Source organism: Pseudomonas sp. Nvir (assembly GCF_963778085.1).
GTDB classification, from domain to species: Bacteria; Pseudomonadota; Gammaproteobacteria; order Pseudomonadales; family Pseudomonadaceae; genus Aquipseudomonas; species Aquipseudomonas juntendi.
Map to the genome: position 1 here is coordinate 4,053,147 of NZ_OY970405.1, position 26,722 is coordinate 4,079,868.

The 26,722-nt window shown below is 63.6% G+C and carries 22 protein-coding genes; 10 read left to right on the plus strand and 12 right to left on the minus strand.

Annotation, left to right across the window (positions count from 1 at the left end; genetic code table 11):
• Nucleotides 1–74: 74 nt before the first annotated feature.
• Nucleotides 75–1,097, minus strand: coding sequence for a quinone-dependent dihydroorotate dehydrogenase (locus tag AACG97_RS19570; protein WP_009684011.1), 1,023 nt, complete (start codon nucleotides 1,095–1,097; stop codon nucleotides 75–77).
• A gap of 158 nt (nucleotides 1,098–1,255) precedes the next feature.
• On the opposite strand from AACG97_RS19570, the gene AACG97_RS19575 reads away from it, so the two are divergent.
• From AACG97_RS19575 to cobA, 5 genes are all read left to right on the plus strand, one after another.
• The gene (locus tag AACG97_RS19575; protein ID WP_009684012.1) at nucleotides 1,256–2,470 is read left to right on the plus strand and encodes a CmpA/NrtA family ABC transporter substrate-binding protein; all 1,215 of its coding nucleotides are present in this window, start codon (nucleotides 1,256–1,258) and stop codon (nucleotides 2,468–2,470) included.
• Between the two features lie 11 nt (nucleotides 2,471–2,481).
• On the plus strand, nucleotides 2,482–3,057 hold the full coding sequence (locus AACG97_RS19580; RefSeq protein WP_009684013.1) for an ANTAR domain-containing response regulator: 576 nt from the start codon (nucleotides 2,482–2,484) through the stop codon (nucleotides 3,055–3,057).
• A 190-nt stretch (nucleotides 3,058–3,247) separates the two neighbouring features.
• Nucleotides 3,248–4,459, plus strand: coding sequence for a nitrate/nitrite transporter (locus AACG97_RS19585; protein ID WP_115294487.1), 1,212 nt, complete (start codon nucleotides 3,248–3,250; stop codon nucleotides 4,457–4,459).
• Between the two features lie 9 nt (nucleotides 4,460–4,468).
• Nucleotides 4,469–6,139: a bifunctional protein-serine/threonine kinase/phosphatase gene (locus AACG97_RS19590; protein ID WP_009684016.1), complete on the plus strand. Its 1,671-nt coding sequence runs from the start codon at nucleotides 4,469–4,471 to the stop codon at nucleotides 6,137–6,139.
• Between the two features lie 27 nt (nucleotides 6,140–6,166).
• The gene (gene cobA / locus AACG97_RS19595; protein WP_115294488.1) at nucleotides 6,167–6,907 is read left to right on the plus strand and encodes a uroporphyrinogen-III C-methyltransferase; all 741 of its coding nucleotides are present in this window, start codon (nucleotides 6,167–6,169) and stop codon (nucleotides 6,905–6,907) included.
• An 81-nt stretch (nucleotides 6,908–6,988) separates the two neighbouring features.
• On the opposite strand, the gene AACG97_RS19600 is transcribed toward cobA, so the two are convergent.
• The 8 genes from AACG97_RS19600 to ppsA form a co-directional block, all read right to left on the minus strand.
• Entirely contained in the window at nucleotides 6,989–8,026 is a 1,038-nt protein-coding gene (locus AACG97_RS19600; protein ID WP_009684019.1) for an OmpA family protein, read from the minus strand.
• Nucleotides 8,027–8,137: 111 nt separating this feature from the next.
• A complete protein-coding gene (sigX, locus tag AACG97_RS19605; RefSeq protein WP_003248665.1) occupies nucleotides 8,138–8,704 on the minus strand; it encodes an RNA polymerase sigma factor SigX in 567 nt (188 codons plus the stop codon).
• A 113-nt stretch (nucleotides 8,705–8,817) separates the two neighbouring features.
• A complete protein-coding gene (locus AACG97_RS19610; protein WP_009684020.1) occupies nucleotides 8,818–9,642 on the minus strand; it encodes a mechanosensitive ion channel family protein in 825 nt (274 codons plus the stop codon).
• Nucleotides 9,643–9,644: 2 nt separating this feature from the next.
• A complete protein-coding gene (locus AACG97_RS19615) occupies nucleotides 9,645–9,917 on the minus strand; it encodes a hypothetical protein (protein ID WP_009684021.1) in 273 nt (90 codons plus the stop codon).
• Between the two features lie 112 nt (nucleotides 9,918–10,029).
• The gene (locus AACG97_RS19620; RefSeq protein ID WP_054905094.1) at nucleotides 10,030–11,025 is read right to left on the minus strand and encodes a zinc transporter ZntB; all 996 of its coding nucleotides are present in this window, start codon (nucleotides 11,023–11,025) and stop codon (nucleotides 10,030–10,032) included.
• A 27-nt stretch (nucleotides 11,026–11,052) separates the two neighbouring features.
• Entirely contained in the window at nucleotides 11,053–11,544 is a 492-nt protein-coding gene (gene rraA / locus AACG97_RS19625) for a ribonuclease E activity regulator RraA (RefSeq protein WP_009684023.1), read from the minus strand.
• A gap of 219 nt (nucleotides 11,545–11,763) precedes the next feature.
• Nucleotides 11,764–12,756, minus strand: coding sequence for an alpha/beta fold hydrolase (locus AACG97_RS19630; RefSeq protein ID WP_225786018.1), 993 nt, complete (start codon nucleotides 12,754–12,756; stop codon nucleotides 11,764–11,766).
• A gap of 101 nt (nucleotides 12,757–12,857) precedes the next feature.
• Entirely contained in the window at nucleotides 12,858–15,233 is a 2,376-nt protein-coding gene (gene ppsA / locus AACG97_RS19635) for a phosphoenolpyruvate synthase (RefSeq protein ID WP_029887870.1), read from the minus strand.
• A 191-nt stretch (nucleotides 15,234–15,424) separates the two neighbouring features.
• On the opposite strand from ppsA, the gene ppsR reads away from it, so the two are divergent.
• On the plus strand, nucleotides 15,425–16,243 hold the full coding sequence (ppsR, locus tag AACG97_RS19640; protein WP_009684026.1) for a posphoenolpyruvate synthetase regulatory kinase/phosphorylase PpsR: 819 nt from the start codon (nucleotides 15,425–15,427) through the stop codon (nucleotides 16,241–16,243).
• Between the two features lie 128 nt (nucleotides 16,244–16,371).
• Here the strand turns inward: ppsR and AACG97_RS19645 are convergent, their stop codons facing one another.
• Nucleotides 16,372–21,237 carry an NAD-glutamate dehydrogenase gene (locus AACG97_RS19645; protein ID WP_232555139.1) on the minus strand — a complete coding sequence of 1,622 codons (4,866 nt, stop codon included), beginning with the start codon at nucleotides 21,235–21,237 and terminating at the stop codon, nucleotides 16,372–16,374.
• Nucleotides 21,238–21,510: 273 nt separating this feature from the next.
• Between AACG97_RS19645 and AACG97_RS19650 the strand changes: the two genes are divergently transcribed.
• Nucleotides 21,511–21,864 carry a hypothetical protein gene (locus tag AACG97_RS19650; RefSeq protein WP_009684028.1) on the plus strand — a complete coding sequence of 118 codons (354 nt, stop codon included), beginning with the start codon at nucleotides 21,511–21,513 and terminating at the stop codon, nucleotides 21,862–21,864.
• A 28-nt stretch (nucleotides 21,865–21,892) separates the two neighbouring features.
• Here AACG97_RS19650 and AACG97_RS19655 read toward each other — a convergent pair whose 3' ends face one another.
• Nucleotides 21,893–22,798, minus strand: a complete 906-nt coding sequence (locus AACG97_RS19655; RefSeq protein ID WP_125855035.1) for a LysR family transcriptional regulator — start codon at nucleotides 22,796–22,798, stop codon at nucleotides 21,893–21,895.
• 132 nt (nucleotides 22,799–22,930) lie between these two features.
• Between AACG97_RS19655 and lysA the strand changes: the two genes are divergently transcribed.
• A complete protein-coding gene (gene lysA, locus AACG97_RS19660; RefSeq protein ID WP_125855034.1) occupies nucleotides 22,931–24,163 on the plus strand; it encodes a diaminopimelate decarboxylase in 1,233 nt (410 codons plus the stop codon).
• Nucleotides 24,164–24,178: 15 nt separating this feature from the next.
• Here the strand turns inward: lysA and AACG97_RS19665 are convergent, their stop codons facing one another.
• Complete coding sequence (locus tag AACG97_RS19665) at nucleotides 24,179–25,087, minus strand: LysR substrate-binding domain-containing protein (RefSeq protein WP_009684031.1); 909 nt, start codon at nucleotides 25,085–25,087, stop codon at nucleotides 24,179–24,181.
• A 199-nt stretch (nucleotides 25,088–25,286) separates the two neighbouring features.
• On the opposite strand from AACG97_RS19665, the gene AACG97_RS19670 reads away from it, so the two are divergent.
• Both AACG97_RS19670 and AACG97_RS19675 read left to right on the plus strand, forming a co-directional pair.
• Nucleotides 25,287–26,108 (plus strand): AraC family transcriptional regulator, encoded by an 822-nt coding sequence (locus AACG97_RS19670; RefSeq protein ID WP_125855033.1) that lies wholly within the window; start codon nucleotides 25,287–25,289, stop codon nucleotides 26,106–26,108.
• A gap of 71 nt (nucleotides 26,109–26,179) precedes the next feature.
• Complete coding sequence (locus AACG97_RS19675; RefSeq protein ID WP_232555138.1) at nucleotides 26,180–26,560, plus strand: cupin domain-containing protein; 381 nt, start codon at nucleotides 26,180–26,182, stop codon at nucleotides 26,558–26,560.
• Nucleotides 26,561–26,722 lie beyond the last annotated feature (162 nt).

Genomic DNA, 26,722 nt, shown 5'->3' on the forward strand with positions numbered 1-26,722 from the left:
CCCAATCGGGCGGCGGGCGTAGGCCCAGGGGCCCCTTCAAGGGGCCCTTTTTAATGGGCTGGCAAAGCGCCAAACTAGCGCGGCATCGCCGCGATCGCATCCACCGCTTCGCGAATCAGTGCCGGCCCCTTGTAAATGAAGCCCGAATAGATCTGCACCAGGCTCGCCCCGGCAGCGATCTTCTCGGCAGCGTGGCGCCCTTCGGTGATGCCACCGGCGGCAATGATCGGCAACTTGCCACCCAGCTCACCCGCCAGCACCTTTACGATATGGGTGCTCTTCTCCAGCACCGGCGCGCCTGACAGGCCACCTGCCTCGCCCCCATACGGCAGCGCTTCGACACCCTCACGGCCCAGCGTGGTGTTGGTGGCAATCACCGCATCCATGCCCGACTCCATCAATGCAGCCGCCACCAGGGCGGTTTCTTCGTCGCTCATGTCCGGGGCGATCTTGATCGCCAGCGGCACGCGCTTGCCATGTTCAGCAGCCAGCTGCTCACGGCGCTCGGCCAGGGCATCGAGCAGTTGCTTGAGCGAATCGCCGAACTGCAGGCTGCGCAGGCCTGGGGTGTTCGGCGAACTGACGTTGACCGTGATATAGCTGGCAGCGGTGTACACCTTGTCCAGGCAGATCAGGTAGTCGTCGACCGCGCGCTCGACCGGGGTGTCGAAGTTCTTGCCGATGTTGATACCCAGCACACCGCTGTAGCGCGACGCACGAACACGACCCAGCAGGTGGTCGACACCCAGGTTGTTGAAGCCCATGCGGTTGATGATGGCGGTGGCTTGCGGCAGGCGGAACAGCCGAGGCTTGGGGTTCCCCGGCTGCGGGCGCGGCGTGACGGTGCCGATTTCGACGAAACCGAAGCCCAACTGGGCAAAGCCGTCGATGGCCGCGCCATTCTTGTCCAGGCCGGCGGCCAGGCCGACCGGGTTGGCGAAGTTCAAGCCCATGACCGAAACCGGCAACGCCGCCGGTTGCTTGCACAGCATGCCGTTGAGGCCAAGACGGCCACCGGCACCGATCAGGTCCAAGGACAGGTCGTGGGAAGTTTCCGGGGAAAGCTTGAACAGCAGCTGGCGGGCCAGGGTATACATGGGCGGGCAAGGCTCAGGGTGAGTGAGGGGGCGATTATAGCCAGCGCGGCGCCGGCATGACAGCACATCGTGGGGGCTGGGGGCGAGGTGATCGCGTAAATGGCACATCGGTTGCACCCCAACTGCCCACAGCCTTATCAGTATGGGCGAGGAACCTTGTGAACACTGCACCCCGAGCAACGCCCCTGGCCTGGGTCAACGGCAGCGACGCGCCGGAGAAACCCAGCCTCAATATCGGTTTCATGGGCCTCACCGACTGCGCCTCGGTCGTGGTCGCCGCCACCCAGGGCTTCGCCCAGCAGCACGGCCTGACCCTCAACCTCAAGCGCCAGGGCTCGTGGGCCGGCCTGCGGGACAAACTGGTCAGTGGCGAACTGGACGCCGCGCACTGCCTGTATGGGCTGGTCTACGCCGTGCACCTGGGCATCGGTGGTGTGCCGGGCAGCGACATGGCCGTGCTCATGGGGCTGAACCAGAACGCCCAGGCCATCAACCTGTCCCCGACCCTGCAACGCAAAGGCGTGACCAACCCTGAGGCACTGGCGCGGCTGGTGCACCAACATGGCCCGCGGCTGACCTTTGCACAGACCTTCCCCACGGGCACTCACGCCATGTGGCTGTATTACTGGCTGGCCAGCCAGGGCATCCACCCTTTGCGTGACGTCGACAGCGTAGTCGTACCGCCTGCGCAGATGGCCGCACACATCCAGGCCGGGCGCATCGACGGCTTCTGCGTCGGCGAGCCGTGGGCCGCTGACGCGGTAGCCAAAGGCCAGGGCTTTACCCTGGCCACCAGCCAGTCGATCTGGCCCGACCACCCGGAAAAGGTCCTGGCCTGTGCCCGGGCCTTCGCCGAACAATACCCCAACAGCGCGCGCGCATTGATCAAGGCAATCCTCGCTGCCAGCCGGTTCATCGAGCAAAACCCGGACAACCGCCGCAGCGCCGCGCAACTGCTCAGTGGCAGCGCGTACCTGGACACCGCGCTGGCCAGCATCGAGCCACGCCTGCTGGGCCACTATCAGGACGGCCTGGGCAACCACTGGCAAGACCCGCACGCCCTGCGCCTGTTCGACCAGGGCCGAGCCAACTTCCCATACCTGTCCGACGGAATGTGGTTCATGACCCAGTTTCGCCGCTGGGGCCTGCTGCGCGAAGACCCGGATTACCTCCAGGTCGCGGGCCAGGTCCAGCACCTGGCGCTGTACACCGAGGCCGCCCAGAGCCTGGGCGTGGCATGCCCGGCGCACCCCATGCGCAGCAGCCTGCTGATAGACGGTGGCCGCTGGGACGGCAGCGACCCCTACGGCTATGCCCGTAGCTTCAGCCTGCATGCGTTGGGCGAGCTGCCCGACGCCCAGGTTGGCAGGTAAGGGGAACGACCATGCTGCGCATCCTGCTGATCGACGACACCCAGAGCAAACTAGGCCGCCTCAAGGCCGCTTTGACCGAGGCCGGCTTCGACGTCACCGAAGCCCCAGGCCTGACCATCGACCTGCCCGCCTGCGTCGAAACGGTGCGCCCGGACGTGGTGCTGATCGATACCGATTCACCGGACCGCGATGTGATGGAGCATGTGGTGCTGGTCAGCCGTGACCAACCCCGACCGATCGTGCTGTTCACTGACGAACACGACCCCGGGGTGATGCGCCAGGCGATCCAGGCAGGGGTCAGTGCCTATATCGTGGAAGGTATCCATGCGGCGCGGTTGCAGCCGATTCTGGACGTGGCCATGGCTCGCTTCGAAAGCGACCAGGCCCTGCGCGCCCAGTTGCTGGCACGCGACCAGCAACTGGCTGAACGCAAGCGTATCGAGCAAGCCAAGGGCCTGCTGATGAAAATGAAAGACTGCAACGAAGAACAGGCCTACACCCTGATGCGCCGCCAGGCCATGAGCCGCCAACAGAAGCTGATCCAGGTGGCCGAGCAGATCATCGCCATGCACGAGATGCTCGGCTGAGGGGGCAGGTGCACTGCCTGGCCACCCTGCCCAGGCACAGTTGGCCCATCTCTTGCTGAACAAAACGCACCGGTAACCAACGGCGGTTGCCCCACTTAAATTCCGACAAAGACGTCGCTCACCCCTCCACAGCCGTGGAGCGGGTGGCGGCGTCTTTTTCGTTCCGTTGCATGACCGAGTGAGGTGTTCGATGAGTACCAGCTTCTGGAAATCCGGGCATGTGCCCACGCTGTTCGCCGCGTTCCTGTACTTCGACCTCAGCTTCATGGTCTGGTACCTGCTGGGCCCGCTGGCGGTGCAGATTGCCGCCGACCTGCAATTGAGCGCACAACAGCGGGGCTTGATGGTGGCGGTGCCGATCCTGGCCGGGGCCATCCTGCGCTTTGCCATGGGCGTGCTGGTGGACCGCCTGTCGCCCAAGACCGCCGGCCTGATCGGCCAAGTAGTGGTCATCGTCGCGCTGGCCGCTGCCTGGCGCCTGGGCGTGCACAGCTATGAACAGGCACTGCTGCTGGGCGTGTTCCTCGGTTTTGCCGGCGCCTCGTTCGCCGTGTCGCTGCCACTGGCTTCGCAGTGGTACCCGCCACAGCATCAAGGCAAGGCCATGGGCATCGCCGGGGCTGGCAACTCGGGCACGGTGTTCGCGGCCCTGCTCGCCCCGGCACTGGCAGCCGGCTTTGGCTGGAACAATGTCTTCGGCTTTGCACTGCTGCCACTGTCGCTGGCGCTGGTGGTCTTCGCCTTGCTGGCACGTAACGCCCCACAACGGCCCAAGCCCAAAGCCATGGCCGACTACCTCAAGGCACTGGGCGACCGCGACAGCTGGTGGTTCATGTTCTTCTACAGCGTCACGTTCGGTGGTTTCATCGGCCTGGCCAGCGCCCTGCCCGGCTACTTCAGCGATCAGTACGGCCTGAGCCCGGTCACCGCCGGCTACTACACGGCGGCCTGCGTGTTCGCCGGCAGCCTGATGCGCCCGCTTGGTGGCGCCCTGGCCGACCGCTTTGGCGGCATCCGCACGCTGCTGGGCATGTACAGCGTAGCGGCCGTCTGCATTGCTGCCGTCGGCTTCAACCTGCCCTCCGCGGCAGCCGCCCTGGCCCTGTTCGTCAGCGCCATGCTCGGCCTGGGTGCCGGCAATGGCGCAGTGTTCCAACTGGTGCCGCAACGCTTCCGCCAGGAAATCGGCGTGATGACCGGGCTGATCGGCATGGCCGGTGGTATGGGTGGCTTCCTGCTGGCGGCGGGGCTGGGCACCATCAAGCAGAACACTGGCGATTACCAACTGGGGTTGTGGCTGTTCGCCAGCCTGGGCCTGCTGGCCTGGTTCGGCCTGCACGGCGTGAAACAACGCTGGCGCACCACCTGGGGCTCGGCGGCCGTGACCGCAGCGCGGGTCTGAGGCACACCCATGAGCCTGCAACTGAGCTTTGCCCAGGCCAGCGCCACCGGGCCGCGCGCGGAAAACCAGGATGCCTTGCGCCTGGTCACCCCGGCGCCCGAACTGGCCGCCAGCAAGGGCTACCTGTTCGCCCTGGCCGACGGGGTCAGCCAATGTGCCGACGGCGGCCTTGCCGCGCGGGCCAGCCTGCAGGCGCTGGCCCTGGACTACTACGCCACGCCGGCCACCTGGGGCGTGGCCCAGGCCCTCGACCGCCTGCTGCTGGCACAGAACCGCTGGCTGCGCGCCCAAGGGAATGGCCAGCCGTTGCTGACCACCCTCAGCGCACTGGTGCTGCGCGGGCGGCGCTTCACCCTGGCCCACGTAGGCGACTGCCGGGTGTATCGCTGGCACGCCGGCCAGCTGCAGTGCCTGAGCGAAGACCATGTCTGGGACCAGCCCGGCATGCAGCATGTACTCAAACGCGCGCTGGGCCTGGACCAGCATCTGCTGGTGGATTACCTGGAAGGCGAATTGCAGCCGGGTGAATGTTATCTGCTGGTCAGCGACGGTGTGTGGGCCAGCCTGGGCGACCAGCACATCCAGGCGGTGCTGCGCGAGCAACCCGACCTGCAGCTGGCCGTGGACACGTTGGTTGCCAGCGCCCACCTCAACGGTAGCCAGGATAACGCCAGCGCCATGCTGGTGCAGGTCGAACAACCGGGCACGGCGAACCTTGGTGACACCTTGGCCCAACTGCAGCACTGGCCCGTGCCCGAGCCGTTACGGGCAGGCCAGTCGATCGATGGCTGGCAGGTCGAACAACTGCGCGCACACAGCCGTCAGTCCCTGTTGTACCGGGTGCGCGATGGCCAGGGCCAGGCGTGGCTGCTCAAGACCTTGCCGCCCGAGCGGCGGCAGGAGCCTGGTGCGGCGCAGGGCCTGCTGCTCGAAGAATGGTTCATGCGCAGGGTCGCCGGCCGGCACTTTCCCGAGCTGCACGCCTGCAGCCAGCGCCAGCAGTTGTACTACGTGATGCGCGAATACCCGGGCCAGAGCCTGGCCGCACTACTGGCCGAAAATGGCCCACTGCCGTTGGCCCAGTGGCTGGAGCTCGCCCGGCAGTTGCTACAGGCGGTAGGGGTGCTGCACCGGCGCAACCTGCTGCACCGCGACATCAAGCCCGACAACCTGCACCTGGGCGGCGATGGCCAGTTGCGCCTGCTGGACTTCGGCCTGGCGTACTGCCCCGGGCTCTGCGAAGACCCGCAACATGCCTTGCCCGGCACCCCGTCCTACATCGCCCCGGAAGCCTTCGACGGCCAGCCGCCCAGCCCACGCCAGGACCTGTATGCCGCAGGCGTGACGCTGTATCACCTGCTGACCGGGCACTACCCGTATGGGGAAGTGGAAGTTTTTCAGCGGCCGCGCTTCGGCCAACCGGTCAACCCGGCGCGCTACCGGCCCGACCTGCCGGAGTGGCTGCAGCACAACCTGCAGCAGGCCGTGGCCGCCGACCCGGCGCAGCGCTTCGAAACCGCCGAACACTGGTTGCTACTGCTCGAACGGGGTGACCGCCAGGAACTACCCGGCCGCCCGCGGCCATTGCTTGAGCGCGAGCCACTGAAAGTCTGGCGCACCCTGGCCGTGCTGTCGTTACTGATCAACCTGATATTGCTGCTCACCCTGCTCAAGGGCTGAATGCACCTTGCCAATGAGGAAACGCGAATGAATGCAAAAGTGTGGCTGGTCGGTGCCGGCCCGGGTGACCCGGAACTGCTCACCCTCAAGGCTGTACGCGCCTTGCAGGAAGCGGCAGTGGTGATGATCGACGACCTGGTCAATCCGGCAGTGCTGGAACATTGCCCGCAGGCGCGGGTTATTGCAGTGGGCAAGCGTGGCGGCTGCCGCTCGACGCCGCAGGCGTTCATCCAGCGCCTGATGTTGCGCCACGCCCGCCAAGGGCGCTGTGTGGTGCGGCTCAAGGGTGGCGACCCGTGCATTTTCGGCCGCGGCGGCGAGGAGGCCGTGTGGCTGCAGGGGCATGGTATCGAGGTGGAAATTGTCAACGGCATCACCGCAGGCCTGGCAGGCGCCACGCAGTGCGGTATTTCCCTGACCTCGCGGGGCGTCAGCCGCGGGGTAACGCTGGTGACCGCGCATACCCAGGATGACAGCGCACTGAACTGGGCAGCATTGGCCCAGGCTGGGACCACGTTGGTGGTGTACATGGGCGTGGCCCGGCTGGAGCAGGTCCGCCAAGGGTTGCTGGACGGGGGGATGGCACCCGGCATGCCGGTGGCCATGATCGAGAATGCCTCGCTGCCCGAGCAACGCGAGTGCAGGAGCGATGTGCAGGGGATGGTCGAGGATGCGCGTGGGTTCGCCTTGCGTAGCCCGGCGATCCTGGTGATTGGCGAGGTGGTTGGGACGCAGGTGGCTCAGCAGTGGGTGGCCGCTACCGGCTGACAGCCACGGCCCGCCGGCCGGTAAAACCCAGCCAAAGAAAAACCCGGCCGAGGCCGGGTTTTTCGTGAAGCTTCAAACCAATTACTTGGCCTGGGCTTCTACCTGAGCTTCAACGCGACGGTTGATAGCACGGCCTTCTTCGGTGGCGTTGTCAGCAACCGGACGGGTTTCGCCGTAGCCAACCGAGTCAACACGGCTGGATTCTACGCCGTACTGCTGGGTCAGGACTTGCTTGACAGCGTTGGCACGACGCTCGGACAGCTTCTGGTTGTAAGCGTCTGGACCCACGGAGTCAGTGTGACCTTCAACCACGGTGGTGGTTTGTGGGTACTGCTTCATGAAGTCAGCCAGGTTCTTGATGTCGCCGTAGCTGTTTGGCTTGACGACCGACTTGTCGAAGTCGAACTTCACGTCCAGCTCAACACGAACGACTTCGGCAACAGCCGGGCAGCCGTCGGCGTCAACGGTAACGTTGGCCGGGGTGTCTGGGCACTTGTCGACGTTGTCGCACACGCCGTCGTTGTCGGAGTCGGAGCAAACTTCAGCAACAGGTGCTGGAGCAGGGGCTGCGGTTTGCTTCGGGCTACCGCCGAAGTTCAGACCAACACCAACGCTTGGGGCCCACTCGGTGTCGCCCTGGTCGATGTTGTACTGGGCTTCAACGCCAGCACGGGCGTAGAACATGTCGGTGATGTACCACTTGGCACCGGCGCCAACGTTGGCGAAGGTGGAGTGGTCACGACCGCCACGGCCGGTCTGGCCCAGCGACTGGTGCGAGAAACCAGCGGAAACGTACGGACGGATAGCGTCGTACGGGTTGTTGAAGTGGTAAACGGCGTCCAGGGCGGTGTTCGAGCCCTTGATGTTCTTGCCGTCATCGCCACGAGCGTTGTGCACTTCGTCGTAGCCCAGACGCAGTTCAACGTCGTCGGTCAGGAAGTAACCGATCGAACCGCCGAACAGGTTGCCGTCGTTCTTGAAGTCGCGCTGGCTGTCGAAGAATTCTTTCTTGTAGAAGATTTCAGTCTCGACGGCGCCTTGACCTTGTGCCATAGCGCCAATCGAGGTGGCGGCTACGAGCGAACCAATGGCCAAGCCCAAGGTGTTTTTCAATTTCATCCGTTAAATCCCCATCTGGTGATAGTTAAGCAGTCCCACCATAAACAAGGGGGACAACTCGACGGCAAGTCTAGCAGAACTCGCCGATTCGTTAGAGATATTTGCAGACGACTAAGTTTCATCGAGGCCCGCAAATTTCTCACGAAGCTTGTCTAGCGCACGCTTGTATCGCATCTTCGTCGCGCTCAGGCCCATGTGCATGATGTCGGCGATCTCCTGGAACTCCAGCTCTGCGACAAAACGCAGCACCAGGATCTCGCGGTCGATCGGGTTCACATGCACCAGCCACTTGTCCAGCCCGCCTTTTTCTTCCGGCTTCGGTGCCTTGTCCTCGGACGCCTCTTCAACAGGGTCCAGGCTCAGGGCATCCATCAACCGGCGTTTGCGGCGCTCCTTGCGGTACTGGGTAATGCACTCGTTGTAGGTGATGCTGTAGAGCCAGGTCTTGAACTTGGATTTACCCTCGAAGTTCTTCAGGCCGTACAGCACCTTCAGCATCACTTCCTGACAGACATCGTCCGCGTCACGGTCGTTCCCTAAATAACGTGCACAAACGTTGAACAGGGTCCGCTGGTAGCGCCGCATGAGCTCCTCATAGGCGCGGGTGACGTGGTACAGCTCCTCATGCGAACGCGCCACCAACTCTTCGTCGGTGAGCTCGCGAGGGTCATAACGCATGGGCGGCGTAGGAACTTTATTCAAAACGGATCTGGCCGACAGTCAGGTCAATGTCGCCGCGCGACCCCGTGGGTCGAATTTCGCGGCGGCATACATTAACAGCTTTCACGCGGTTAGCGGCTATTGACTCGCTGTTCCAGCAGCTCGCGGTTGGACAACGACACCAGCTCCCCCCCATCGGTCAGCAGGGTGGTTTTCACCGTGCCGATTTCCTCGATGAGCCCTTCGACCTCTCCAATCCGCACCTGCTGGCCTACCTGGTACAACTCGCGAACATAAATGCCGGCCAGAATCTGCCCGGCAATTTCGCGGCTGCCCAGGCCCATGGCCAGGGCAACCGCCAGACCAACGGTAATCAGGCCGATGACGATCACATGGTTGAGCAGGTCGGTTTTCACCTCCAGCTGGCTGATGGCCACCGAAATGCTGATGATGATGACCAGCCCTTGCGCGATGCGCCCCAGGCCAGCCGAATACTCCAGGCCAATGCCTTCTGCAGCACCGCGCACCAGGCCATTGGCCACCTGTGCCAGCAGCACGCCGGCCAGCAACACCAGGGCCCCGCCGAACACCTTCGGCAAGTACAGGGCAAGCATGTCGAGGGTCGCCGAAACCCGCTCCAGGCCCAGCGATTCAGCGGCGGAAACCAGGAAGATGAGCAGAACGAACCAGTAGACGATCTTGCCGATGAGGGTGGAAATGGGCACTTGTATGCCGACCCGGCCCAGCATTTTGGTAAGGCCGGTACCGGCCATGAGGCGGTCCAGGCCGAATTTGGCCAGCAGTTTGGAGAGCAGTGTATCGAGCAGCTTGGCTACCACGAAACCGAGCAGCACCACGACCAGTGCGCCGAACAGGTTAGGGATGAAGTTCGCCACTTTGGTCCAAAGGGCGGTCATCGCGGTGACCAGGCTCTGGGTCCAGAGATCGAGTTCCATATTCAATCGGCCTTATCTGCTTTGCTGCCAGTGGCAGCGTTGCGGGAAGTGTGTCGACGCACCGGCGCGACATGCGCCGAGCCATTGTTCACGGCGATCAGCAGCGCCTGGCTCCAGCGGCCAAGCAAGCTGAACAGATCACCCGCACCGACCTGGCGGTTGGCGGTTTTCAGCACGCGGCCCAAGCAGGCAGCGTCATCCCGGTCGTCCCGGTCGTTGCCGGAGGGTGACGCCTTGAGCAGGTCGCGCAGGGATTCTTCAAACGGATCGTGCATGTGCACCTCGCGCAGTGTCACCTAGAGACGAGATGGCCCGGCGATGGGTCACACATCCGATTGGCACGAATGTTTCGAATGGTGTGATGTTCGCCTGCAGCCCACCCACGCGTCATACCCACCGCAACCGGCGGAACAACCACCACTGCCCCACCGCCAGCCCCAGCACCACAATGCAGGCGAACAGGAAGCCGTAGGGGTTTTGCGCCCCCGGAATGCCACCGACGTTGATGCCCAGCAACCCGGTGATGAAGCTCATCGGCAGAAAGATGCAGGTGATGATGCCAAAGCGGTACATGGTGCGGTTCATCCGCTCGCTACGGCGACGGTCTTCGCTCTCCAGCACCAGCGCGGCGCGCTCGCGGGTCAGCTCCAGCTCCTCCAGGTAGCGGATCAGGCTGTTGTTCAGCTCGTTCCAGTAATCGGCATCGGCATAGGCGAACCAGCTCCACTTGCTGCGTGATAACTGGGCATAGATTTCCCGTTGCGGGGCCAGGAATCGGCGCAACCCGGCGGCCCGCCGACGGATCTGCTGCAGGCTGCCTTGTTCGGGGGTATACCGTTCGTCGGATTCAACCTTTTCTTCTTCCAGGTCGACCAGTTCGGCGAGGTCACTGACCAGGCCCTGCACCTTTTCGGTCAGCAGTTCCCCCATCAGCAGCAGCAGCTCGGATGCGGATGTGGGCCCCCTGCCCTGTTCCAGTAGCTGGAGCACCTCGTCGCTGGCGCGCAGGGGCCGCAAGCGCAGCGAGATGACCCGCTGCGCCTCGGCGAAAATGCGCACCGAGACCATGTCTTCCGGCTCGGCACCCGGGTTCAGGTTGACCCCACGCAAGAACAGCAGCAGCTGTTCATCGGCCATGGGCAGCAAGCGCGGGCGGGTGTTTTCCTCCAGCAGCAGCTCGCAGGCGAACTCGCTGAGGCCGCTTTCATTCAGCAGCCAGGTACGGGTTTGCGGATGGCTGCGGTCCCAGTGCAGCCACAGGCTCTGCTGGGGCTGCAATTGCAGGTCAGCCAGTTCGGTACGGGCAATCGAGCGCGCGCCGCCTTTGCCATCGAGCACCAGGGCATGCACCAGCCCCCACTGCGCGTTGTCTTCCTCGAACATCAAAGCTCCATCAGCGCGTGCGGCGCATCACTCCGGCATTTTCAGCGGGCTTGGCGACACCAGCACGCCATTGTTGTCGGCGTACACATACTCGCCCGGGCGGAACGTCACGCCGGCGAAGGTCACTGCCACGTTGAGGTCACCGATGCCGCGCTTGTCGGTCTTCATAGGGTGGCTGGCCAGCGCCTGCACGCCGACGTCGGTCTGGATCAATACATCGACGTCGCGTACGCAGCCGTAGATCAACAAGCCTTCCCAGCCGTTTCTGGCAGCCTTCTCGGCAAGCATATCCCCCAGCAATGCCCGACGCAGCGACCCACCGCCATCGACTACCAGCACCTTGCCTTTGCCATCGAGTTCGACCTGCTCCTTGACCAGCGAGTTGTCCTCGAAGCACTTGATGGTGACGATCTGGCCGCCAAACGAATCGCGGCCACCGAAGTTGCTGAACATCGGTTCCAGCACCTGAACCAGGTCCGGGTAGGCGTCACACAGGTCGGGCGTTACGTAATGCTGCATGGGAAGCTCCTGTCAGTCACAACGAAAGCGGGTATCGGCCAAGGCTACACCGTAGAGCCCATTGCAGTCATCCGGGACTAGGTAGTCATGTGTGTTTTGCCTGTGCCGGCCCTATCGCCGGCAAGCCGGCTCCCACAGGATTGTCACAGGTTCGCAGGCTTGTGCAGTACCTGTAGGAGCGGGCGCGCCCGCGAAGAGGCCAGCACAGGCGACGCAAACTCAGCTGACCGGCACAGGCTCTGCAACCACTGTAGACGCATGCACCGGCAACAGCGGGTTACGCAGCCAGCGCTCCACCAGCGGCCACACCTGCACCTGCGCAGCCTTGCTCACCAGCATGTCGACATGCCCGAAGGCTTCAAAACCTTCTTCACGCCCCAGCCGCAGGAACTGCTTGCGCTCGCCCCCCACCTGCTCGAACAGCTTGCGGCAGGCCCACACCGGGTCCTGGAAGTCGCCGGCGCCGGCCACTGCCAACAGCGGCACATCCACCTCGGCCAGCCCTGCCCACCAATCCTGCTTCTTGTCGCCAAAACGCCCGAACAAGCCATGCCAGCGCAGGCTTTCCAGGGCCAGCCCCAGGGGTTCGTCCTCTGGCCCACGCTTGAAGCGCGGCCCGGAAATCTGCCCCCAGCGCTTGAGCAGCCACTTCGCGCCCCAGGCCACTGGCGGGACTTTCAACGGCCAGTACACACGGCTGACCTGTGTGCCGAACAGGGCCACGCTCGCGACCTGGTCGGCGGTCAGAAAACCGCCACCCAAGGCTGCCACCAAGGTTGTTCCACCCAGTGAGTGGCCCACCCAGTGCGGCGCCTGGCCGGCTTTTTCGCGCACGAAGTCGTTGATGGTTGGCAGGTCGTCCCGGGCATAGCCGGCTACGCTATTGTGGCGCCAGGCTGTATTGCGTGGCGACAGGCCGTGGCCACGCATTTCCGGGATCCATACGTCGAAACCGGCCCGAGCCAGATAGGCCCCCAGGCCGATGCCCTTGGGCGAATACCAGAAACGCCGGTTGGAAAAACTGCCATGCAGCAGAATCACCGGCACGCCCTGGGCGTGCTCCTGGTCGGCCAGCCCCAGGCGGGTAACGGCCAATTCCACACTGGGATCAGGGCTGTTGCCGGCCTTGATCCGGTACACGTCTTCACTGAGGTCGCCGCGGCGCTCGGCACTGAGCAAGGCCACGGGAAATAAACGGCTACTGCTTTGCATAAGGTTGCTTGGTGCACAAAAAAGGGCGGGATCCATTGCTGGAACTCGCCCTGGAAAAAACCAGGCGGGGGCACGCCAGACGCCCCCCGCGTTTTATTGCGTCAGGCTGCGCCCTGGCCTTCGGCGAGGAAGAACCAGGTTTCGAGTACCGAGTCGGGGTTCAGCGACACGCTTTCGATGCCCTGCTCCATCAGCCACTTGGCCAGGTCCGGGTGGTCCGAAGGGCCCTGACCGCAGATGCCGATGTACTTGCCAGCCTTGTTGCACGCGGCAATGGCGTTGGCCAACAGCTTCTTCACGGCCGGGTTACGCTCGTCGAACAGGTGGGCAATGATGCCCGAGTCACGGTCCAGGCCCAGGGTAAGCTGGGTCAGGTCGTTGGAGCCGATCGAGAAGCCGTCGAAGTACTCCAGGAATTCCTCGGCGAGAATGGCGTTGGACGGCAGCTCGCACATCATGATCACGCGCAGGCCGTTGTCGCCACGGGCCAGGCCGTTTTCGGCCAGCAGGTCGACGACCTGGCTGGCCTCGCCCAGGGTACGCACGAAGGGCACCATGATTTCAACGTTGGTCAGGCCCATCTCGTTGCGCACGCGCTTGAGCGCGCGGCACTCGAGTTCGAAGCAGTCACGGAACGACTCGCTGATGTAGCGCGAGGCACCGCGGAAGCCCAGCATCGGGTTCTCTTCTTCCGGCTCGTACAGCTTGCCGCCGATCAGGTTGGCGTACTCGTTGGACTTGAAGTCCGACAGGCGCACGATGACCTTTTTCGGGTAGAAGGCCGCGGCCAGGGTGCTGATGCCCTCGACCAGTTTCTCGACGTAGAAGCCGACCGGGTCGTTGTAGCCGGCAATGCGCTTGTCGACACTGTCCTTGAGGTCGGCAGGCAGGCCTGCGTAGTTCAGCAGTGCCTTGGGGTGCACGCCGATCATGCGGTTGATGATGAATTCCAGGCGCGCCAGGCCCACGCCTGCGTTGGGCAACTGGGCAAAATCGAAGGCCCGGTCCGGGTTGCCGACGTTCATCATGATCTTGAACGGCAGCTCGGGCATGGCATCGACCGAGTTCTGCTTGACGTCAAAGCCCAGTTCACCCTCGAAGATGAAGCCGGTGTCGCCTTCGGCGCAGGAAACCGTGACGCCCTGGCCGTCTTTGAGCACCTGGGTGGCGTTGCCGCAACCGACCACGGCCGGAATACCCAGCTCACGGGCAATGATCGCCGCGTGGCAGGTACGGCCGCCGCGGTTGGTGACAATGGCGCTGGCGCGCTTCATTACCGGTTCCCAGTCCGGGTCGGTCATGTCGGAAACCAGCACGTCGCCTGGCTGCACCTTGTCCATTTCCGATACATCGTGGATCACGCGGACCTTGCCGGCGCCGATGCGCTGGCCGATGGCACGGCCTTCGACCAGTACCGTGCCCTTTTCTTTCAGCAGGTAGCGCTCCATGACATTGGCGCTGGAGCGGCTTTTCACGGTTTCAGGGCGGGCCTGGACAATGTACAGCTTGCCGTCGTCACCGTCCTTGGCCCATTCGATATCCATCGGGCGCTGGTAGTGCTGCTCGATGATCATCGCCTGCTTGGCCAGTTCGCTGACCTCGGCGTCGCTCAGGCAGAACCGCGCACGTTCGGCGCGGTCGACTTCCACGGTTTTCACCGAACGGCCGGCCTTGGCTTCGTCGCCATAGACCATCTTGATCGCCTTGCTGCCCAGGTTGCGGCGCAGGATAGCCGGGCGGCCAGCCTGCAGGGTGTTCTTGTGCACATAGAATTCGTCAGGGTTGACCGCACCCTGTACCACGGTTTCACCCAGGCCATAGGCGCCGGTGATGAACACCACGTCGCGGAAGCCCGATTCGGTATCGAGGGTGAACATGACACCGGCGGTGCCGGTTTCGGAACGAACCATGCGCTGCACACCGGCAGACAGGGCGACCAGTTTGTGATCGAAGCCCTGGTGCACGCGGTAGGCAATGGCACGGTCGTTGAACAGCGAAGCGAACACTTCCTTGGCCGCGCGGATCACGTTGTCCACGCCGCGGATGTTGAGGAACGTTTCCTGCTGGCCGGCGAACGAGGCGTCCGGCAAGTCTTCAGCAGTGGCAGAGGAGCGCACGGCAACGGCCATGTTGTCGTTGCCAGCGGCCATTTCGGCAAACGCCGTACGGATTTCCGAATCCAGACGCGCCGGGAAGTCGGCTTCCATGACCCACTGGCGGATCTGCGCGCCGGTCTTGGTCAGGGCGTTGATGTCATCCACGTCGAGGGCGTCGAGCGCCGCATGGATTCGGTCGTTGAGGCCACTCTGCTCGAGAAAATCGCGGTACGCCTGCGCCGTAGTGGCAAAGCCGCCCGGCACCGATACACCAGCACCGGCAAGGTTGCTGATCATCTCGCCCAGGGATGCGTTCTTGCCCCCCACATGCTCCACATCATGGACGCCGAGCTTATCGAGGGAAACTACGTACTCTACCAAGGTGATCTCTCCACTAACTGTGTTGGAAAAGCTCAAAGGGCGCCCGCCTGTCCGCTATGACTTGGCCGGGCGTTTGTGGCCTGTACCTGGAAAATAGGCTTTGCAAATGTGGCAGAATGTCGACAGCCGCATTCGGCAAACCGAACTTATCATATCCAAGAATCTTCATCAGCTTAAGGCCCAGGTCGCAAATGAAACGAACCGCGTTCTTCATCTCCGATGGCACCGGTATCACAGCCGAAACCTTGGGCCAGAGTCTGCTCGCGCAATTCGAGAGCATCCCGTTCAACAAATTCACCCGGCCGTACATCGATTCGCCCGAGAAGGCGCGGACCATGGTCCAGCAGATCAATGCCGCGGCCGAGCGTGACGGGGTGCGCCCGATCATCTTCGACACCATCGTCAACCAGGACATACGTGAGATCCTGGCCACGTCGAATGGCTTCATGATCGACATCTTTTCGTCGTTTTTATCCCCACTGGAGCAGGAATTGACCGCCCATTCGTCGTATTCAGTGGGTAAGTCCCATTCGATCGGCGGCAATTCGAACTACATGGAACGCATCGAGGCGGTGAACTTCGCCCTGGACAACGACGACGGCGCGCGCACGCACTACTACGACAAGGCCGACCTGATCCTGGTGGGTGTGTCGCGCTGCGGCAAGACCCCAACCTGCCTGTACATGGCCATGCAGTTTGGCATCCGCGCCGCCAACTACCCCCTGACCGAAGACGACATGGAACGCCTGCAGTTGCCGGCAGTGCTGAAAAAGCACCACAACAAGCTGTTCGGCCTGACCATCGACCCTGACCGCCTCACGGCCATCCGCCACGAGCGCAAGCCCAACAGTCGTTACTCAAGCTTTGCCCAGTGCGAGTTCGAGGTGCGCGAGGTGGAGAGTTTGTTCCGCCGGGAGAACATTCCCAACATCAATTCCACGCATTTTTCGGTGGAAGAGATCTCGGCGAAGATCCTGGTGGAGAAAGGCGTGGAGCGGCGGTTCAAGTAGGAAAGCTTCAAGCTTCAAGCTTCAAGCTTCAAGAAAAAGCGGGGGCTGTGTACGCGATCTAAACGGTGCTAAAGCCAGAAGCTGCAAGCGAAACCAGTGAGCTCCGCTTGCAGCTTGTAGCTTGCAGCTTAAGAAGGCACCACCGCTGCCTGCCCGCTCATGGCCAGGTCGACCAGCTCGCGGTTGGCCACCGCATACATCGCATAGTCGTTGCCGCTGGCATTGCGCAGGTCATCGAGCATCGCGCGCCAGCGCTCTACCATCACCCGGTGCTGCTCGGCCCACAGCGCCACGCGGGCGTCCATGTCTTGCGGCCCGTCGGCCATTTGCAGGACCGAAATGGTGATCGCCCGCTGCTGCAAGTCGATGTCGTCACGGAAGGCCTCGCGGGCCAGCGCCTGCCAGTTGTTTTCCACCGGCAGGTTGCTGATTTCCTGCAGGTACCAGGTCAGGTCCAGCGCGCTGCCCACGGCGAAGAACGCCTTGGCCACCTGCGCCGGCTCATGCCCGGTAACGTCAGCCGCTTCGATGATCGGCAGCAACGTGTACAGGTGGCTGGTACCGGCCACCATGCGCGCCAGCAGTTCCGGCACGCCAGCCTCGACGAAGCCCTGGTAGCGCACCATCCAGCGTTCGCGGGTCGGGCCTTCGAGCAACTCATCGAGCTTGAGCCCGAGCTGCGCGATTTTCGGCCCGAAGTGCGCGGTGTCGCGCCCGGCGTCCTGCTCGTTGCGGCGGCTGCGCAGGAACCAGCGGGTTGCACGGCGGCCCAGGCGCATCAGCTCGTCCATCAAGGTCAGCTGGACCTCCGCCGGCACCTGGTAGTCAAGCGTCTCGATCTGGCGGAACCAGTGCGGCAGGTGGAAGATGTCGCGCACGATCACGTAGGCCCCGGCCACGTTGGCTGGGCTCATGCCAGTCGACTCCTTCAGGCGCTGGACGAAGGTGATGCCCATATTGTTGACCAGGTCGTTGGCGATCTGGGTGCTGACGATTTCACGCTTCAGGCGGTGGCGGCGCATGGATTCGGCGAACTTGCTGACCAGCGACGGCGGGAAGGCGGTTTCCATGTCGCGCGTCAGGTAGTCGTCGTCGGGCACCTGCGACTTCAGCAACTGCTCCTTGAGGTCGATCTTGCTGTACGAGATCAGCACCGACAGCTCGGCACGGGTCAGGCCATGGCCGGCGGCCAGGCGTTCGGCCAGTTGCTCCTCGGACGGCAGGAACTCGATGGCACGGTCCAGTTTGCCCCGCGCCTCCAGGTCAGCCATCAGGCGCTTGTACTCGGCAATGCGTTCACGGGCGCGGCGGGCGGCCAGCGACAGCGCCTGGGTCTGCTTGTAGTTGTTGCCCAGCACCAGGCTGGCGACTTCATCGGTCATGCTGCCGAGCAGCTGGTTACGCTGCTTCTCGGTCATGTCGCCACCCTGCACCACTTCATTGAGCAGGATCTTGATATTGACCTCGTGGTCAGAGCAGTCCACGCCGCCGGCGTTGTCGATGAAGTCGGTGTTGGTCGCCCCGCCGTGCAGGCCGAACTCCACCCGGCCAAGCTGGGTCATGCCCAGGTTGCCACCCTCGCCCACCACCTTGCAGCGCAGCTCGTTGCCGTTGACCCGCAGCGCGTCGTTGGCCTTGTCGCCGACGTCGGCGTGGCTTTCGCTGCTGGCCTTGACGTAGGTGCCGATCCCACCATTCCACAGCAGATCGACCGGGGCCTTGAGCAACGCGTTCAGCAACTCGGTCGGGGTCAGGCGGTCGGCTTCGATGGCGAAGCGTTCCTTCATCTGCGGGCTGATGGCAATGCTCTTGGCGCTGCGCGGGAAGATGCCACCGCCTTCGGACATGATGCTGGTGTCGTAGTCGGTCCAGGCCGAGCGCGGCAGGTCGAACAGGCGCTTGCGCTCGGCGAAGCTGGAAGCCGGCTCGGGGTTGGGATCGATGAAGATGTGCAGGTGGTTGAACGCGGCCACCAATTGCAGCTTGTCGGACATCAGCAGGCCGTTGCCGAATACGTCGCCGGCCATGTCCCCCACACCGATGACGGTGATCGGGTCTTCCTGCACGTTGATGCCGCGCTCACGGAAGTGCCGCTGCACGCCGACCCAGGCGCCGCGCGCGGTAATGCCCATTTTCTTGTGGTCGTAGCCGGCCGAACCGCCCGAGGCGAAGGCGTCGCCCAGCCAGAAGCCGTAGTCGATGGCAATGCCGTTGGCGATGTCGGAGAAGGTCGCGGTGCCCTTGTCGGCCGCCACCACCAGGTACGGGTCGTCATCGTCGTGGCGCACCACGTTGGCCGGCGGCACCACGCCGCCATCCTTGAGGTTATCGGTGATGTCGAGCAGGCCGGAAATGAAGATGCGGTAGCACGCCACGCCTTCGGCCGCGATCTCGTCACGGCTGCCGCCCAGCGGCAGGCGCCGCGGCAGGAAGCCGCCCTTGGCACCCACCGGCACGATCACCGAGTTCTTCACCTGCTGGGCCTTGACCAGGCCGAGCACTTCGGTACGGAAGTCTTCTTCGCGGTCGGACCAGCGCAGGCCGCCACGGGCTACGTTGCCAAAGCGCAGGTGCACGCCCTCGACCCGCGGCGAATAGACGAATATCTCGAACTTGGGCACCGGCTTGGGCAGCTCGGGAATCAGCCGCGGGTTGAACTTGAAGCTGAAATACGACTTGTTCTGGCCGTTGGCGTCCGGTTGGTAGAAGTTGGTGCGCAGGGTGGCCTTGATCAGGTCCAGGTAGCGGCGCAGGATGCGGTCTTCGTTGAGTACCTGCACCTCGTCCAGCGCGGTCAGAATGGCCTGTTCCAGGCGCTGCTGCTTGTCGTCCAGGTCGTCCTGGGTCAGCTTGCGCGCCAGGTAGAAGCGGGTCTTGAACAGCCGGGTCAACTCACGGGCGATGTCAGTGTGGTTGTTCAGGGTGCTGGCGATGTAGCCAAGGTCGAAGCCCAGGCGGATCTGCTTGAGGTAACGGGCGTAGGCACGCAGCAGTGCCACGTCGCGCCAAGGCAGGCCGGCGGTCAGTACCAGGCGGTTGAAGGCATCGTTCTCGGCATCGCCGCGCACGATATGGATGAACGCGTCCTGCAGGGTGTCATTGAGCTGCTGGATATCCAGGCTAAGGCCTTCGCTGTAGGTGAAGGCGAAGTCGTGGATCCAGTACTCACGGCCACTGGCATGGCGCAGCCGGTACGGGAACTCGCCGAGTACGCGCAGGCCGAGGTTTTCCAGAATCGGCAACACATCGGACAGCGCCAGCGGCGTGTCCACGTGGTACAGCTTGCAGTGCAGGATGCGCTCGCCGACCTGGGTCAACGGCTGGTAGAAGCTCATCGCCAAGGGCTTGCTTTCCGACAGGTTGAGCACGTGCTGCAGGTCTACCACCGCCGAGTGGGCGGCGAAACGCTCGCGGTAGCCCGCCGGGAAGCCGGTGGGGAAGTCGGCCAGGATGTTGGTGCCCTGGGCTTCGCCGAAGTTCTCCACGACCAGCGCAGAATAGTCGTCGCGCCACGAGCGGCAGGCCTGCACCACTTCGCGCTCCAGCTGCTGCGGGTCGATGTCGATGCGGTTTTTCGGGTCGACCCGCAGAATCAACTGCACGCGGGCCAGCACCGACTCGGAGAAGAACGTCCAGAACTCGCAGTCGCTGGCCTTCAGGCGCTCCATCAATACCTGCTGGATCTTCTGCCGCACTTCGGTGGAGTAGATTTCCCGCGGCACGTAGGCCAGGCAGTAGCAGAAGCGGCCGTACGGGTCCTTGCGCAGGAACACGCGGATCTTGTTGCGCTCCTGGATCTGCACGATCGCCATGACCGTGGTGAACAGCTCGTCGATCGGCGTCTGGAACAGGTCGTCGCGCGGCAGCACCTCCAGCACCTGGGCCAGCTCCTTGCCCAGGTGAGCCTTGGGATCGAAGCCCGAACGGCGCTCCACTTCCGCGACCTTGCCGCGGATGTACGGTATGGCATGCACGCTTTCGCCGTACACCGACGAGGTGTACAGGCCCATGAAGCGGTGCTCCTTGATGACCTTGCCGTCGGCGTCCAGCTGGCGGATCGAGACGTAGTCCGGGTAGGCCGGGCGGTGCACGCGGCTGGGCAGCGCGGCCTTGGCGAACGACAGCAGCAGCGGCTCGTTGAGGTAAGCCACGGCGTAGTCTTCGATGCGCAGCTCGTCGGCCGTCAGGCCCACACGCAGGCGGCGCGGCAGGCCGAGGAACGACTGTTCGTCGTAGACCATCTGGCCGCCATCGGCGGTGCTGGCAACGGTGAATTCCTCATAGCCGAGGAAGGTGAAGTGGTTGTCCAGCAGCCACTCGAGGAAGGCCTTGACCTCGCCCTTCTCGTTTTGCGCCGGGCCGAACGCGGTTTGCTCCACCTTGGCGAGCACTTCCTGCAGCTTGGCTTTCATCGGCTCGAAGTCGGCAACCGCCACCCGAACCTCAGCCAGCACCTGTTCGATCTCGCGGGTCAACACGGCCAGTTCGGCGGCGTTGGCGCAGCGGTCGATCTCCAGGTACATCAGCGACTCGTGCTGCACCCCCTCGCCCCGGCTGCCCTTGGGCAGCAGCTCCAGCAGCTCGCCGTTGGCGCCCCGGCGCACGCTGAGCACGGTGGTTTGCAGGGTGTGGATGCTATAGCCGCGGCGGTTGAGCTCGGTACGTACCGAGTCGACGAGGAACGGCAGGTCGTGGTGCAGCACCTCGACCACGGTGTGGGTCGACTGCCAGCCGTTGCGTTCGTAATCGGGGTTGTACACGCGTACTTGCGGGGACTCGGGGTCGAAACGCTCGATGATGCGCCAGGCCGACAGGGTGCAGCCGGCCAGGTCGGAAAGCCTGCGCTGGGTGAGTTCGTCCAGAGAGATGATGCCGAAGAACTGATCGGCGAACAGCGCCACTTGTGGCAGGGACTGTTCGCTGATGTGCTGCGCCAGGGCCGCTTGCAGTTGGTGCTGGAAGTCGGCTTTGCTGGCTGCGGTGAAGAACGCCATCTGTGGTACTCCGCTTGGGCTTTGTAATAGTTGAAGCGTCGCTGCGTGCGCCATTTACGGATCAACGATAGCCAACCCGTGGCAAGGCGGACGGTAAAAACCAGAGGTGGAACGTGCGCAGGCACGCCCGGGCTTGGCGAAGCTTAACGACTGATCGGTCATCAAGGCTTGCAGCGCTGCGACAATTTCGGTCAAGGGGCGGTAACTTTACGTTTATGCATGTAGCCAAGACTGTCAGAATTCCCTTCCGTTTCCTTTGATCCGAGCCTGCTCATGCAAATCAACACCGCCCTGCTGTTCGCCACCCCTTGCGATGACGAGGAAGACAACATGGCGACCCTGTGCTGCCACAGCGACAAGGGCCAGATGTTCCTGCTTACCCGCTACCCGGACGAAGACACCGTCGACCTGACCCTGGATGACGAGCCGTCGACGCTGGACGGGCTGAAAGTGACCTTGAGTGCCAAGCGCCTGCTGATCGAAGTGGCCGCCGGTGACCGCGATGCGCTGAAGGGGGATGAGGTGCTGGAAATCAACCTGACCAGCGACCTCAGTGACCTGGATGAGGTGAAGGAAACCCTGGAGAACATCCTGGCCGGCACTGGCACCTTCGTCTGCGAGCTTTAGGGCTTCATACGCCGCGCGTCGCCCCTGCTCATGCCAGCGCTTGTTGCATTGCTTTAGCCTGCGCCCGCAATGCCTCACAAAACGGCTCCACCGCAGCCGAAGCCGGCCGATGATCCGGGCGGATCAGCATCACCTGGTATGGCACCGATACCCGCAACGGCCGGATCGGCAGCCCGCCCTGCGCGGCCTCCAGGCCGCTCAGCGGGTTGATGATGGCAACCCCCAGGCCCTGGCGCACCATGGCGCAGACCGAAGCCGCACTGGTCGTCTCGATCACCGTGCGGCGGTTCACACCCGCCGCGCGAAAGTGCTGGTCCAGTTGCTGGCGGTAGGTGTCCAGGCTGGCCAGGTTGATGAAATCGACTTCGTGAAAATCGCTCAACGCCAGCTCGGCCTTGGCCTGCAACGGGTGGTGTTCGGGCAGCACGCACACCATGTTGGCGCTGAACAGCCGCTCCCCATACGCCCCGCGCGGTATCTGCTCGACCTCGGTCAGGCCCAGGTCGTGCTGCTGGGCCACCAGTGACTCCTCCAGCAACGGCGATTCCTGGGCCAGAATGCTCACACTCACCCCCCGGTGCTGCTGGTGAAAGCGCTGGCAGGCCTTGGGCAGCAGGGTTTGCGAGAACAGCGGCAGGCAGGTGATGGCCAACCGGCCTTGCTCGAAATTGCGAATGGCCTGGGCAAAGCGGTCGATCCGTTCCAGCCCGACATAGGCGCGCTCCACCTCCTCGATCAACAGCAGTGCCTGGGCTGTCGGCACCAGCCGCCCACCTTCGCGCTGGAACAGGTTCAGCCCGCTGACCTGCTCCAGCCGGGCCAGCTCGCGGCTGACGGTGGGCTGCGAAGTGAACAGCAGGCGAGCTGCGGCGGTGACGCTGCCCGCCGCCATGATGGCGCGGAACACTTCGATATGGCGAACGGACAATTTCACGGCAACGCCCTGCGTAATGACAGTGGCTATATCAGATATGAATGGCCGACAGAAAAAAAGCTATTTTTCTGAATTCCTGCTTTATCGCATCCTGCTTTCCTTCCTGGTATCACCTGAGCGAGTAGCGCCAACATGACAACACCCTTCACCCTCCTGGCCGAGGCAGTGCGCCAACATGGCTCGCCGTTGTGGGCCTACGACACCGGCACCATCGCCGAGCGTGTCGAACAGCTGAAGGTGTTCGACACCGTACGCTTCGCCCAGAAAGCCAACCCCAACCTGCACGTGCTGCGCCTGATGCGCGGCCACGGCTTGGTGCTGGACGCCGTGTCGCTGGGCGAGATGGAGCGGGCCTTCGCTGCCGGCGCCAGCGTTCAGGGCGACCCGGCCGGCGTGGTGCTGACCTGCGATGCACTGGACCGGCCTACCCTGGAGCGGGTGGTGGCAGAAAAGATCGAAGTGAACGCCGGCTCCATCGACATGCTGCGCCAACTGGGCGAGCGCTCCCCTGGCCACCGCGTGTGGGTCCGCATCAACCCCGGCTTTGGCCACGGCCATAGCCGCAAGACCAACACCGGCGGTGAAAACAGCAAGCACGGCATCTGGCATGAGCAGCTGGACGAAGCGCTGGGCGTGATCAAGGCACACGGCCTGCACCTGGTCGGCGTGCACATGCACATTGGCTCGGGCGTGGATTACCAGCACCTGGAACAGGTAGCCCGCTCGATGATCGAGCTGGTCGGCCGCCTGAGGGTGGACATCGAGGCGTTTTCCATCGGGGGCGGGCTTTCCACCCCCTACCGCAGCAGCGACAAGCCGGTCGACCTGCAGCGCTACGCCCAGACCTGGGCAGTGGCACGCAAGGAAATCGAAGCGATGCTCGGCCACCCGGTGCGTATGGAGATCGAACCCGGCCGCTTCCTGGTGGCCGAGTGCGGCTACCTGGTGGCCGAGGTGCGGGCGGTGAAACAGGTGGGGCGCAATACCTTCGTGATGATCGACGCCGGCTTCAATGACCTGATGCGCCCGGCCATGTACGGCGCCTACCACGGCATGACCCTGCTCGATGCCAACGGCCAGCCGGTGGAGCGCCCACGCCAGCCAACCGTGGTGGCCGGGCCGCTGTGCGAGTCGGGTGACGTATTCACCCAGGACGACCAGGAACTCACCCCGCAAGACCTGCCGCAAGCACAGGTGGGCGACCTGCTGGTGATCCACGATGCCGGGGCCTATGGCGCATCGATGTCGTCCAACTACAACAGCCGGCCACTGCTGCCAGAGTTCCTGATCGAGAACGGTGCACTGCGGATGATCCGCCGGCGGCAGACCGTGCAGGACCTGCTGGACTTGGAAGCGGGCCTTTAAGCACTCTTCTGCCGGCTAGGCCATACCGCCCATGTAGTGCTCCAGGCGGCCGCGCAGCCAGCGCTCGGCCGGGTCATTGTCGGTAGTGCTCAGCCAGACCATGGCCAGCTCCAGCGCCGTGGCGGCGAACGGCAGTTGCTCGGCCTGCAGGTTGCCCCAGCGCTCCATCCCCTGGGCCGCGTAATCGGGGCAGCAGGCCAGCAGTTCGGTACCGGCCAGGATCGCCGGCAGCGTACTGAATTGCGGCACCGACAACACCACCTGGCGTTCGCGCCCCAACTCCTTGAGCCAGTCATCGACTACACCGTGGGTATTGGCCGTAGGCGAGACCTGAACGTGCGGGCGGGCGCAGAACTCATCCAACGTCAACGCCCTGGTGGATTTGTCGGCGCGCACCACCCTGGCCTGCATGCTGCGCAATACCTTGCGCTTGGCATTGGCCGGCAGGCCCCGGGTCTGGCTGATGCCGACCGTGACGTCACCCGCCGCCAGCAAGTCGGGAATGCGCCAGTAATCCACGTGCTGCACGACCACCACCACGTTCGGCGCCTCGACCCGCAGCGCCCGCAACAACGGCGGCAACAGCCCGGACTCGACGTCATCGGACAAACCGATGCGAAAGGTCATCTTGCTGGAAAGTGGGTCGAAGTCGTGGGTCAGGCTAAGGGCCACAGACATCGCATCCAGGGCCGGGGTGAGGTGCTTGATCACTTCCTGGGCGCGGGCCGATGGCTCCATGCGGTTGCCCACACGGATCAGCAACGGGTCATTGAACATCGCCCGCAACCTCGCCAGCGCAGCGCTGACCGTAGGTTGGGCGACGAACAGCTTTTCTGCGGCGCGGGTAAGGTTGCGCTCCTGCATCAGCGCTTCGAACACCACCATCAGGTTGATATCGGCTTTGCGCAGTTCGTTGCGGTTCATTGGCGCTCCCGGCCCATTGTGGTTGTGCTTGCTCGATTTCAGCACTGACAAGCACCCTGGTCGAGTCAACGTTGGTAGATAACCTGGCAGGGCGGCCCTTGGCGGCGACCCGATTGCCCGACAGCGGACAGTCCGGTTACCCTTCCTTCTCCTCCCCTCACGGCCGCCCCAGCCGTGCTCCGCCCAGGCTCCCACCGCGATGAACCGTAAAGCTGACCCGCCACCGTCCGACTGGGTAATCCGCAGCGACCAGCCGGGCGGCATCGAGCGTATCGAAGCCTGGTTCGGCAGCCACGGTTACGACCCGCATCGCCACGATACCTACTCGGTCGGGCGAACCCTGGCCGGCGTGCAAAGCTTCCATTACAAGGGCTCGCTGCGCCACGGCATACCCGGCAACACCCTGGTGCTGCACCCGGACGAGCTGCATGACGGCATGGCCGGCACCAACGCAGGCTTTCGCTACCGCATGGCTTACGTAGACCCGGCCCTGATCCAGAACATGCTGGGTGGCCAGCCGCTGCCCTTCATCGCTGGCGGGCTGTCCAGCGACCCACGGCTGTACCAGGCCAGCGAGGCACTGGTACAGGCCGTGGACCACCCGTTGGAGCCGCTGGAGCAGCAGGACGCCCTGTACGACCTGGCCATGGCCTTGTTGGCGGTCGGCGGCAAACCACGCGGGCGCAAGCGCCTGGATTACCAAGCCGCCGAGCGGGCCCGGGCTTTCATCATGGCGCACCTGCACCAGAGCATTACCCTGGACATGCTCGAACAGGCCAGCGGCCGCGAGCGCTGGAGCCTGTCGCGTGATTTTCGCACGCTGTACGGCACCAGCCCCTACCGCTTCGTCACCTTGCGCCGCCTCGACTGTTTGCGGCGCATGGTGGTCGACGGCTTCAGCCTGGTCGATGCGGCCCTTGCTGCCGGCTTTCATGACCAGAGCCACATGACCCGGCATTTCACCCGTTGCTATGGGGTGCCGCCCTTGCGTTGGCTGGAGCGCCTGCGCCCCACCCGCTGACTTGCAGGATCGTACAAGATGCGCCTGTTGCAGACCGTTAGGCTGGCCACTCCACTCAACGAGGAATTGTCATGTCTGAAGCCCGTATCCCCTCCCAGCCTGCCAACCTGCTGCACAAAGCCTCGCTGATCGAGCAGCAGTGGAGCCCCAGGGTCGTTGCCGAAATGAACGACTACCAATTCAAGGCGGTGCGCATTGAAGGCGAATTCATCTGGCACGCACACCCGGAAACCGACGAAGCATTTCTGGTGCTGGAGGGTGTTTTGCGCATCGATCTGCCCGATGGCTGTGTGTACGTCAACCCCGGTGAGCTGTACGTCGTGCCGCGCGGTATCGAACACAGGACAGCCGCAGAGGGCGAAGCAAAACTGATGATGATCGAGCCCCGCGGCATTCTGAACACCGGGCATGAGGGCGGCGAGCGCACCGCCGTCAATGATGTCTGGATCTAACAACAGAAGCCGCTTTACTTGTTGTGCGTAGCACTCGCTTGGCAATAATTCACCACGTTCAACTGCCAAACAGCCATTTTGCGTCTTGGTCACCCCTTTTCCATGCCTACCATCGCAACCCGATGAAAATCCACCGCCGTATAATTGGATCCAATATCGAGG